An 11,539-nucleotide genomic window follows, 5' to 3' on the forward strand; every position below is an offset into this window, starting at 1 on the left:
GCTGGCGTTTTGCTTTCTGGTCGGTGCTGAGTCTGTTTGGTAAGGTGGCGCCCATTAGATTGCTATCGCGAGCAAGCCCGCTCCCACATTTTGAGCGAGTACATCCTTGGAAAAGGGTTCAAATGTGGGAGCGGGCTTGCTCGCGAAAGCGCCAGTCCAGTTACCACCTATTTCAAGGAAGAATCTCTCCATGGGCAACCCCTTGCTCAACATCGGCATGGACTCCAACCGCTCCCAATTCATGGCGCGCCAGCGCATTGAAAGCCAGATCAACCTGCCACGGCTGTTCGCCGTCATCGACGCCGACCCCAGCATCGTCGGTGCTGGCGTGGTGTACATCGACGCCGACTTCAACGTAATCACCCTGCGCGAATTCAAGCCCATCTGCAGCATCAAGCCCAAGCGTGTCATTTTGCGCGAGGCGCAGAAGTACATCTCGCCGGCGCAGTTTGTCGAGCAGGTGAAGACCGACCCCCGTGAAGGGCGCCTCCAGAAGGAGGCCTTTGATATGGGCCTTTCCTGCGGGGCGGCAGTCATTGGCTGGATCGTGGTGTTCAGTGGCAGCGTCGCCGTACCCTTCACCGCCGGTGCCAGTGCTTTTGTGGTGGGTATTGGCGTCACGGCCGCGCTGGCCAGCAGTGCTCAGTGCGGATTTGGCGTGGCCCGTACCTATAACGAGATCCTTGACCCGGAGGCCAACGACCGCATGGACGACGCCCAGTGGTACGGCGCGGTGTCACCGATTCTCGATGCCGCGTCGTTGGTGGGGATCGGAACGGGTGCCTTCACCACATTAAGGCTGCTCAAGGCCAAAAAGGCCGCTGCGTTGGGCAAGAGCTGGTATGAGTTGCTCAAGGGCTTGAATCGCCAGGAACGCAAGAAATTGACCCAGGAATTGCTCAGCCTCAAAGACCCGAGCCTGACCCCCAAGTTGCTCAAGTTGCAGCAGCGCGCCGGCACGTTGCCCAAGCGCTACAGCTCGACGGAAATCCGCCATGCCACGCTCACCCAACTCAAGGACGCCTTGGGCGGCATGTTGGGTATCTGGGGCAGCTATCGAACCGGCCACGTCGGCTCGGCGTCGACGCTTGCCATTGGCCTGTATGAGGAACTGACGGAATGAAGGGGTTTCCCGATAGGCGCAGTTTCCTTGCGCGTTATTTTCCGGTGTTCATGGGCACCATCTTCATGGCGATCTTTTCCGGCTCAGTGGCGGTCTCCACGGCGGGCGTGACCTATTTGCGCGGGGTTGAACCGGCGCTCAAGGCCAACTACTCCGGGGCTGCAATCCTGGTGCTGGTGGCGGTGCTGGTGTTTGGCAATGTGATGATTGCACGCGGGTACCCCTGGGCGACCCGGCTGGTGGCGGGCTACCTGGTGTGTTGCCTGCTGTTCGTCTTGCCGATGATTCAATACGGCCTCAACACCCTGGTGTACGGCTCGGCGGTGTTGTTTCCGCTGCTGGGTTTGTTGCTGCTCAACAGCAAGCGCCATCGTGAAATGCGCCAGCGATTACTCGAAATACGTCACCTGCGTCGGGCGGCGATTGCGCAACGCAAGGCCCGTTGATTAGGTAGGTTTATTGGCGGTCGGTGGCCTGTTTGTTAGGGTGGCGCCCATCAGATTGCTATCGCAGGCAAGCCAGCTCCCACAGGGGAATGCATTTCAAGTGTGGGAGCTGGCTTGCCTGCGAAGACGGCCTTGCAGTCAACACAGTTGGATTGTGTACATATCCATTGCTGTGGTAACGGCCACTTAGGGTTCCGCCTGACGGCGGGTCACTTTGGAAAAGAGCCCCAAAGTAACCAAAGGGCTCTTGCCCCACCACTCGGCACCTCGCTTAGGCTCGGTGTGCCCGTAATCCGCCAGTGATTTGGGGGGCCGCCGCCACGCGCCATCCATGGCGCGGGGCGGCTAAACCGGCATCCCTGCCGGTTTACCCCCCAAATCCCTGTCGAATTCCGGCCAGCGTGGTTTAACGGGGCGCCTGAGATCAAAAGCAGATCAAGATCAAGAGCGGCTCGCTTCGCATCGTAGTTACCGTCTGCTGCTACAGCCTACAAAGTTGTGTAGATACCTATGCTGCGATGAGGCCGGTCGGGGCACTCTAAATTTCAAGGAAGAACCTTATGGGCAACTCCTTGTTCACCATTGGCATGCATTCCAACCGCTCTCAGTTTATGGCGCGCCAGCGCATCGAGAGCCGGATCAACTTGCCACGGCTGTTTGCGGCCATCGATGCAGAAAGAGAGGGCCAAGCTGACCAAGGAACTACCGAGTATCAATGATTCAGTACAACCCACACAGGGTTCTCTATAGTCTGTCGCTGATTTTCCCGCTGTTTGGCCTGCTGGTACTCAACAGCAGCGGGCAGCGAGAAATGCGGGCAAAACTTGTGCAAATTCGCCAACTGCGCCAAGCCCGAATACCAGGCGTACCACGCGTTAACTGGGTAGATTCACCACCTGCACTCAGCCCGGCGCTACAAATGTGTGCAGCGCCTGCACCATAGCCACAACGTTGGCGCCGTTTTGGTGCTGTACTGCACCGGGCCCGACGTTTTAGTGCAATGACTGCTGCTGTGGCATAAGTCTTGCGCGCGTTGTGCTTATGCCCTGGCTCGCAGGAGGCCGCCGTGTCGATTCATGTCGCGTTGCACCACGTTACGCATTACCGCTACGACCGTGCTGTCGAACTTGGCCCGCAGATCGTGCGGCTACGCCCGGCGGCCCATAGCCGTACGCGGATACTGTCCTACGCGCTGAAGGTGCTGCCCGAGCAGCATTTCATCAACTGGCAGCAAGACCCGCAGGGCAATTACCTGGCGCGCCTGGTGTTCCCGGAAAAGACTGACGAGTTGCGCATCGAAGTCGACCTGGTCGCCGAGATGGCGGTGTTCAATCCGTTCGATTTTTTCCTGGAGCCCTACGCCGAAAATATCCCGTTCAGCTACGCCGCCGATGAGCAGCGCGAGCTGGCGCCGTACCTGGAAACCTTGCCGCTGACGCCAAGGTTGGCTGCGTACCTGGCGGGTATCGACCGCACGCCGCTACCCGCCGTGGATTTCCTGGTCGGCCTCAACCAGCGCCTGGCCGCCGATATCGGTTACCTGATTCGCATGGAGCCGGGCGTGCAAACGCCGGAATTCACGCTGGAAAATGCGTCCGGCTCCTGCCGCGACTCGGCCTGGTTGTTGGTGCAATTGCTGCGCAACCTCGGGTTGGCGGCGCGATTTGTCTCCGGTTACCTGATTCAGCTCACCGCTGACGTCAAAGCCCTCGATGGCCCGTCCGGTACCGAGGTGGACTTCACCGACCTGCACGCCTGGTGTGAAGTGTATTTGCCTGGCGCGGGCTGGATTGGCCTGGATGCCACGTCCGGGTTGTTTGCCGGTGAAGGGCATATCCCTTTGGCCTGCAGTCCCGATCCATCGTCCGCCGCGCCGATCAGTGGGTTGGTGGAGCCGTGCGAGTGCGAATTTACCCACGAGATGTCGGTGGAGCGCATCTGGGAAGCGCCACGGGTGACCAAGCCCTATACCGAAGAACAATGGCTGGCGATCCAGGCCCTGGGCCGGCAGATCGATGGCGACCTGCTCAAGGACGACGTACGCCTGACCATGGGCGGCGAGCCCACCTTCGTTTCTATCGACGACCCCGACGGCGCCGAGTGGAACACCGCTGCCCTGGGCCCGGACAAGCGACGCCTGTCGGCCGAGCTGTTCCAGCGCCTGCGCCAGCACTATGCGCCCAAGGGCCTGGTGCATTTCGGCCAAGGCAAGTGGTACCCCGGCGAGCAATTGCCGCGCTGGTCGCTCAATTGCTACTGGCGCCGCGATGGCGTGCCGATCTGGCACAACAGCGCGCTGATCGCCGATGAGCAAGAGGACTATGGCGCCGATGGGGTGATGGCCGGGCGTTTCCTGGCCAGCGTCGCCGAGCGCCTGAAACTGCCGGCGCGCTTCGTATTCCCGGCGTTCGAGGACAATTTCTACTACCTGTGGCGCGAAGGGGCGCTGCCCCAGAACGTCACTGCCCAGGACCCGCGCTTGAGCGACGACCTGGAGCGTGAGCGCCTGCGCAAAGTGTTCAGCCAGGGCCTGGATAAAGTCATCGGCCAGGTGCTGCCGCTGGCACGCACGGCGGCCAATGACCGCTGGCAGAGTGGGCGTTGGTACCTGCGCGACAACCATTGCCGCCTGGTGCCGGGGGATTCGCCGCTGGGCTATCGCCTGCCGCTCGCTTCCCAGCCCTGGGTGACGGCGGCGGAGTATCCGTTTGTGCACCCGACCGACCCTAACCAGGATCAGCCGGAGCTACCGACCAGTGCCCAGTTGCAAAACCATGGCGAGCCCGCGCGCAGTGATGAGCGTGTGCCCAAGGTGGACGAGTCCGCCGACTGGCTGACCCGTACCGCGCTGTGCGCCGAAGCCCGCGAAGGGCGCCTGTACCTGTTTATGCCGCCGCTGGAGCGCGTCGAGGATTACCTGGAACTGGTGACCGCCATCGAGGCCACCGCCGAAGAGCTGCATTGCCCGGTACTGCTCGAAGGCTACGAGCCGCCAGCGGATACGCGCCTGAGCAATTTCCGGGTCACGCCAGACCCTGGTGTCATCGAGGTCAACGTACAGCCGTCCGCCACCTGGGATGAGTTGGTGGAGCGCACCGAATTCCTCTACGAAGAGGCCCGGCAAACCCGCCTGACCACCGAGAAGTTCATGATCGACGGGCGCCACACCGGTACCGGCGGCGGTAACCACTTCGTGCTGGGCGGCGCGACGCCCAAGGATTCGCCGTTCCTGCGCCGACCGGACCTGCTGCGCAGCCTGATCAGCTACTGGCACAACCACCCGTCGTTGTCCTACTTGTTCTCCGGCCTGTTTATCGGCCCCACCTCCCAGGCGCCCAGGGTAGATGAGGCGCGCAACGATGCGCTGTATGAACTGGAGATCGCCTTTGCGCAGATGCCTGAGCCAGGCGAGGAGTGCCCGCCTTGGCTGGTGGACCGCCTGTTGCGCAACCTGCTGATCGACGTGACGGGCAATACCCATCGCGCCGAATTCTGTATCGACAAGCTCTACTCACCCGACGGCGCCACGGGCCGCCTGGGCCTGCTGGAACTGCGCGCCTTTGAAATGCCGCCCCATGCGCGCATGAGCCTGACTCAGCAGTTGTTACTGCGAGCGCTGGTCGCGCGGTTCTGGCGCGAGCCCTATGCGCCGCCGAAGCTGGCGCGTTGGGGCACTGAGTTGCATGACCGCTTCCTGTTGCCGCACTTTATCGAGCAGGACTTTGCCGACGTGATCGTCGAGCTGAACGCGGCCGGCTACCCATTGCGGGCCGAATGGTTCGCGGCGCATCTGGAGTTCCGTTTCCCCAAGGTGGGCGACTACGCCGTCAGCGGTATCGAACTGGAACTGCGCCAGGCCTTGGAGCCTTGGCATGTACTGGGCGAAGAAGGCGCGGTGGGGGGCACGGTGCGCTATGTGGATTCGTCCCTGGAGCGCCTGCAAGTGAAGTTGAGCGGGTTGCCGCCGCAACGCTACCTGCTGACTTGCAATGGTGTGCCGGTGCCGCTGCAACCCACCGGCCGCGTCGGCGAGTTCGTGGCGGGCGTGCGTTACCGCGCCTGGCAACCGGCCAACTGCCTGCAACCGACCATCCCCGTGCATGCGCCGCTGGTATTTGACCTGCTCGACACCTGGATGCAGCGCTCGTTGGGCGGCTGCCAATACCACGTGGCGCACCCGGGCGGGCGCAATTACGACAGCCTGCCGGTGAATGCCAATGAGGCGGAGAGTCGGCGCATGGCGCGGTTTTTCCGCTTGGGGCATAGCCCGGGCAAGCTGCCAGTGCCTGCTCGGGTGATTAATGACGAGTTGCCGATGACCTTGGACCTGCGACGCTTTCCCCATAAAAATGACTGAATGCGATCCAAATGTGGGAGCGGGCTTGCTCGCGAAAGCGGTGTATCAGTCGAAATATGCATAGACTGACCCGCCGCATTCGCGAGCAAGCCCGCTCCCACATTAGACTGTGGTGACTTTGACTTCCCTTGCCTCTGCCGAGCGTTCCATGTCCGACTTGCTCGACCGTTACCCGCTCACCGCGGGCACCTATCACGAACTGCTGGATGCCAGCGGCGCGGTGCGTGCCCATTGGCGACGCTTGTTCGATCACCTGCAACGCAGCACGCCCGCACAACTGGCCCAGCGCCAGGCGTTATTGACGCGCCAGATCCAGGAAAACGGCGTGACCTACAACGTCTACGCCGACCCCAAGGGCGCCGACCGCCCCTGGGAGCTGGACCTGTTGCCCCATGTGCTGGCGGCCGAGGAGTGGCAGCAACTGTCGGCCGGCATCGCCCAGCGTGCGCGCCTGCTCAATGCGGTGCTGGCCGACCTGTATGGCCCGCAGCGCCTGATCAAGGAAGGCTTGCTGCCGGCCGAACTGGTATTCGGACATAACAATTTTCTGTGGCCGTGCCAGGGTATCCAGCCGCCCGACGGTGCGTTCCTGCATCTGTACGCGGTCGACCTGGCACGCACCCCGGATGGCCGCTGGTGGGTCACCGCCGACCGCACCCAAGCCCCGTCGGGCGCCGGCTACGCCCTGGAAAACCGCACCATCGTATCCCGCGCCTTCCCGGACTTGTACCGGGATATGCAGGTGCAGCACCTCACCGGGTTCTTTCGCACGTTGCAGGAAACCCTGGCGCGCCAGGCCCCTGGCGATGACCAGCCGCCACTGATCGTGTTGCTCACGCCGGGGCGTTTCAACGAAAGCTATTTCGAACACCTGTACCTGGCGCGCCAGCTCGGCTACCCCTTGGTCGAGGGCGGCGACCTCACCGTGCGCGACAGCACCGTGTTCCTGAAAACCCTCAGCGGCCTGCGCCGGGTACACGCAATCATGCGTCGCCTTGATGATGATTTCTGCGACCCGCTGGAGCTGCGCACCGACTCGGCGCTGGGCGTGCCGGGCCTGCTCGATGCCGTGCGCCAAGGCAATGTGCTGGTGGCCAATGCCTTGGGCAGCGGTGTGCTGGAGTCGCCGGGGTTGCTGGGCTTTTTGCCCAAGATCAACGAATTTTTATTCGGTGAAGCCTTGATCCTGCCGTCGATTGCCACTTGGTGGTGCGGCGAAGCGCCGGTGCTTGCCGAAGCCCTGGAAAAACTCCCGGAGCTGCTGATCAAACCGGCATTCCCCTCGCAAAGTTTCGCCCCGGTGTTTGGTCGCGACCTTGATGACGAACAGCGCCAGGCCCTGGCCGAACGCATGCGTGCGCGGCCCTATGCCTATGTCGCCCAGGAGCTGGCGCAGTTGTCTCAGGCGCCGGTCTGGCACACCGTGGATGACCATCTGCAACACCGCGCCATCGGCATGCGTGTCTACGCCGTGGCCAGTGATGACGGTTATCGGGTACTGCCCGGCGGCCTGACCCGCGTGGCGGCCGACGCCGATGCCGAGGTGGTGTCGATGCAGCGCGGCGGGGCGAGCAAGGACACCTGGGTGCTCGGCGAACGCGCGCCGGGTGGCGAGCAGTGGCGCGCCCAACGCACCATTGGCGCCTATGACCTGGTGCGCCGCGATCCCTATCTGCCCTCGCGCGTGGTGGAAAACCTGTTCTGGTTCGGGCGTTACTGCGAGCGCTGCGATGACAGTGCGCGCTGGCTGCGCGTGGTGCTGGCGCGGTATGTCGATGGCGATGATCCGCTGGCGCTGCAGGCCGCCGTCGAACTGGGCGAAAGCCTGCGCCTGTTGCCGGAAGAGGGCGAGCTGCCGGAGCGTCTGCTCGCGGCCTTGCTGGGTGATGACTGGCCTTCAAGCCTGCGCGCCAATTTGCAGCGCTTGCAGTGGGCGGCGTCCCAGGTGCGCGGCAAGTTGTCCCGGGAAAACTGGCAGGCCCTGGTGGAGCTGCAGCGTGAAGCCATGGAGCTGGAAAGCGACACTGCGGACTTTGGCGAGCTGCTCGACTTTCTCAACCGCCTGGTGATGTCCCTGGCGGCGCTGTCCGGGTTTGCCCTGGACGACATGACTCGCGATGAAGGCTGGCGCTTCTTGATGATGGGTCGGCGCATCGAGCGTCTGCAGTTTCTAAGCAGCAGCCTTGCGGCGTTCCTGCGTGGTGTGGCGGTGTTCGATCAGGCCGGGCTGGAATGGTTGCTGGAGCTGGGCAACAGCAGCATCACCTATCGCTCGCGCTACCTGGCGGTGCCGCAGTTGATCCCGGTGCTCGACCTGCTGCTGCTCGACGAGCAGAACCCCCATGCGGTGCTGTTCCAGCTCAAGTTGGTGAGCCGCACCCTGCGCCGTCTCAATGATGATTTTGGCGTGCCCCGTGAAACCGGGCTGGCGCCGTTGGTCGAGCGCCTGGCGCATTTTGACCTGGGTTGCCTGGAGAACGGCCTGTTTGGCGAAACCAGCGTGCGTGCCGCCCTGGACGGCCTGGCCGACTTGCTGCAAGCGGTGGCCGATGAAAGTGGGCAAGTGTCGGATCGCCTGGCGCTACGCCATTTTGCCCACGTGGATGATGTCAGCCAGCAAACGGTGTCGGTGTAATGAGCGCGCGCTATCAGATTTTCCACGATACCCATTACCACTACGACAGCCCGGTGTCCCTGGCCCAGCAACTGGCGCACCTGTGGCCACGGCCGTGCGCCTGGCAGAAGTGCACCTGGCAGCAGTTGGATATCAGCCCGGAACCCACCTCGCGCCGCGACGAACTGGACGTGTTCGGCAACCCGATCACCCGTCTGGCGTTCGAACGGCCCCATGATGAATTGCTGGTGAACGCCGGGCTCACCGTGGAAGTGCTGGCGCGGCCTGTTCTGGATTTCCAGCGCTCGCCGCCCTGGGACCACACCCGCGACAGCCTGACCTACAGCAGCCAGGCCTTGAGCGCCGAGCTGATCGAAGCCTGCCGTTATCGCTTCGAATCTCCTTATGTCCATCTGAAGAAAACCTTCGTCGAGTTCTCAGAAAGCTGCTTCCCGCCCGGCGAGCCTTTACTGCTGGGCACGCAGGCATTGATGGAGAAGATCTTCAGCGAATTTACCTTCGATGCCGAAGCCACCCAGGTCGCCACACCGCTGGTGGAAGTGCTGGAGCGCCGTCGCGGCGTGTGCCAGGACTTCGCTCACCTGATGCTTGCCTGCCTGCGTTCCCGTGGCCTGGCGGCGCGCTATATCAGCGGCTACCTGCTCACCCAGCCACCGCCCGGCCAGCCACGGCTGATCGGCGCCGATGCTTCCCATGCGTGGGTTTCGGTGTTTTGCCCGGTATCAGGCTGGGTGGATTTTGACCCGACCAACAATGTGCAGCCGGCGCTGGAGCACATCACCCTGGCCTGGGGCCGGGATTTCTCTGATGTGTCGCCGTTGCGGGGGGTGATTCTGGGGGGAGGCAGCCACGACCCGGAGGTGCGGGTGACGGTGATGCCGCTGGAATAAAAAACGATGATTCCCACGCTCCGCGTGGGAATGCCTGCTGTGACGCTCTGCGTCACCCTTGCGCCGGCTTCAAGCCTGGTGCGGGACGCGGAGCGTCCGGGGATGCATTCCCACGCTGATCGTTCCCACGCGGAGCGTGGGAACGATCAGCGTGGGAACGATCATTCTGCGGGGTCTTTCGGGGTTTCGGTCTCGTCAGTTGCCGCTTCACCTTCGGCATCCGGGTTCAGCGCGCCGGCTTCTTCGTCTGCAGCGGCTTTCTTGCGTTGCAGCTTTTCCTCTTTCTTCTGTTCCTTGGCCAAGTCTCTCTGACGTTTGGCGAAGGAGTAATTAGGTTTGGCCATGGGCGATCCTCTAGGGTCGAAGGTGAGGGTGGGCGGCGCGCAGCTGCCTTGGGTCGTCATGGTAGCAGCTTCGTGGTGCCCTTTGCTTTCACTTACCGCAGGCGTAGGCAGCCAGAAGGCCGTTGAACAGGTGATTAAGGTGCATGGCATGAACTCCCGTGAGTGGTGGGCCGATCATAGGCAGGGTGTGGCAGTTTGGCTGGTTGATTGTGTTGATGAAGCTGATAGCCTAAAGTTGTATACAATCTGTTGATTCAGATCATAAGAACTCAAGCCTGATTGAGGCACCCTTACCGCAATCCGCGTTTTTAAAACCCTGCCTTGGAGATTCACATGTTTGCCAAACTCGTTGCTGTTTCCCTGCTGACTCTGGCGAGCGGCCAGTTGCTTGCTGCAGAGTGCAAGGTCACTGTCGACTCCACCGATCAAATGTCTTTCAACACCAAAGAAATCACTATCGACAAGAGCTGCAAGCAGTTCACCGTTGAGCTGACTCACTCGGGCAACTTGCCAAAGAACGTGATGGGCCATAACTGGGTGCTGACCACCGAAGCCAATATGCAGCCTGTGGCAACCGACGGCATGGCTGCTGGGATCGACAAGGATTACCTGAAAGCCGGTGATGAGCGCATCATCGCCCACACCAAGATCATCGGCGCTGGCGAGAAAGACTCGGTGACCTTCGACGTCTCCAAGCTGAAGGCTGATGAGAAGTACAGCTTCTTCTGCTCGTTCCCAGGCCACATCTCGATGATGAAAGGTGCTGTGGTTCTGAAGTAAGACAGCGTTATCGTTTATCGCAGGCAAGCCAGCTCCCACATTCAACCGCATTCCTATGTTGGAATACGGTCAAGTGTGGGAGCTGGCTTGCCTGCGATGGCGATCTGACAATCAATGCAAAACCATCGGTTTCACCTCAAGGCGCAAACGGCATCACCCGCTTGTGCTCAGTCTTGCGATAGGTCTCGCAGATAATCCTGAACGCCTCTTCACGCACCGGCTCACCCTGCAGGAACGCATCGATCTCGGCATAGGTCACGCCATGTGACGCCTCGTCCGGCTTGCCCGGCGACAGGTCTTCGAGGTCGGCGGTCGGCACCTTCTCCACCAGCGATTCCGGCGCGCCAAAGTGGCGGGCAATGGCACGCACCTGGTGCTTCACCAGTCCGCTCAACGGCGCCAGGTCACAGGCCCCGTCACCGAACTTGGTGAAAAAGCCCATCACTGCTTCTGCCGCATGGTCGGTGCCGATCACCAGGCCGCCCGCCGCGCCGGCGATGGTGTACTGGGCCACCATGCGCATGCGCGCCTTGGTGTTGCCCAGCACGAAGTCACGGGACGCTGCGGCCTTGCCTTCAAAGGCGGCCACTTCATTGGCCAGGGCTTTTACTGCCGGGCCGATGTTCACGGTGTGGCGTTCGTCCGGCTCGATAAAGTCCACGCAAGCCTGGGCGTCGTGTTCGTCGAACTGGGTTTCGTAGGGCAGGCGCACGGCGATAAAACGATAAGCCTCATCGCCGGTGCTGGCGCGCAGCTCCTGCATCGCACGTTGGACCAACAGGCCTGCGGTCAGGGAATCGACACCGCCACTGATGCCGAGCACCAGGGTCTTGAGCCCGGAATTGCGCAGGCAGTCCTGGATAAAGGCCACGCGCCGGGCAACTTCGGCTTCAAGGGCGGCCTGGTCTTTGAACGGGGCTTGCACCTTGAGCTGTTGCGCAATCTCACGCTGTACGGCTTGCAT

At 62.0% G+C, this 11,539-nt stretch carries 8 protein-coding genes and 1 pseudogene; 7 read left to right on the forward strand and 2 right to left on the reverse strand.

From position 1 onward, the window contains the following. Positions 1-190 precede the first annotated feature (190 nt). The 6 genes and pseudogenes from PSH76_RS02770 to PSH76_RS02795 all read left to right on the forward strand — a co-directional run bounded on the left by PSH76_RS02770 (position 191) and on the right by PSH76_RS02795 (position 9,451). Positions 191-1,123, forward strand: coding sequence for an NAD synthetase (locus PSH76_RS02770; RefSeq protein ID WP_078802395.1), 933 nt, complete (start codon positions 191-193; stop codon positions 1,121-1,123). Continuing rightward, entirely contained in the window at positions 1,120-1,569 is a 450-nt protein-coding gene (locus tag PSH76_RS02775) for a hypothetical protein (protein ID WP_047712445.1), read from the forward strand. Before PSH76_RS02770 ends, PSH76_RS02775 begins: the two co-directional genes overlap by 4 nt. Positions 1,570-2,129: 560 nt before the next feature. Beyond that, positions 2,130-2,246: pseudogene (locus PSH76_RS02780) on the forward strand (NAD synthetase); the annotation flags it as partial. 389 nt (positions 2,247-2,635) lie between these two features. After that, positions 2,636-5,926: a DUF2126 domain-containing protein gene (locus tag PSH76_RS02785; RefSeq protein ID WP_305493560.1), complete on the forward strand. Its 3,291-nt coding sequence runs from the start codon at positions 2,636-2,638 to the stop codon at positions 5,924-5,926. A gap of 148 nt (positions 5,927-6,074) precedes the next feature. Further along, entirely contained in the window at positions 6,075-8,561 is a 2,487-nt protein-coding gene (locus PSH76_RS02790; protein WP_278916919.1) for a circularly permuted type 2 ATP-grasp protein, read from the forward strand. Next, on the forward strand, positions 8,561-9,451 hold the full coding sequence (locus PSH76_RS02795) for a transglutaminase family protein (RefSeq protein WP_032893813.1): 891 nt from the start codon (positions 8,561-8,563) through the stop codon (positions 9,449-9,451). Before PSH76_RS02790 ends, PSH76_RS02795 begins: the two co-directional genes overlap by 1 nt. Before the next feature lie 161 nt (positions 9,452-9,612). On the opposite strand, the gene PSH76_RS02800 is transcribed toward PSH76_RS02795, so the two are convergent. Then, positions 9,613-9,795, reverse strand: coding sequence for a hypothetical protein (locus PSH76_RS02800; protein ID WP_005784271.1), 183 nt, complete (start codon positions 9,793-9,795; stop codon positions 9,613-9,615). Between the two features lie 333 nt (positions 9,796-10,128). Between PSH76_RS02800 and azu the strand changes: the two genes are divergently transcribed. Further along, positions 10,129-10,575 (forward strand): azurin, encoded by a 447-nt coding sequence (gene azu / locus PSH76_RS02805; RefSeq protein ID WP_003188091.1) that lies wholly within the window; start codon positions 10,129-10,131, stop codon positions 10,573-10,575. A 136-nt stretch (positions 10,576-10,711) separates the two neighbouring features. Here azu and nadE read toward each other — a convergent pair whose 3' ends face one another. After that, on the reverse strand, positions 10,712-11,539 hold the full coding sequence (nadE, locus tag PSH76_RS02810; protein WP_305493561.1) for an ammonia-dependent NAD(+) synthetase: 828 nt from the start codon (positions 11,537-11,539) through the stop codon (positions 10,712-10,714).

The organism is Pseudomonas sp. FP215 (assembly GCF_030687795.1).
Lineage (GTDB): Bacteria > Pseudomonadota > Gammaproteobacteria > Pseudomonadales > Pseudomonadaceae > Aquipseudomonas > Aquipseudomonas salmasensis.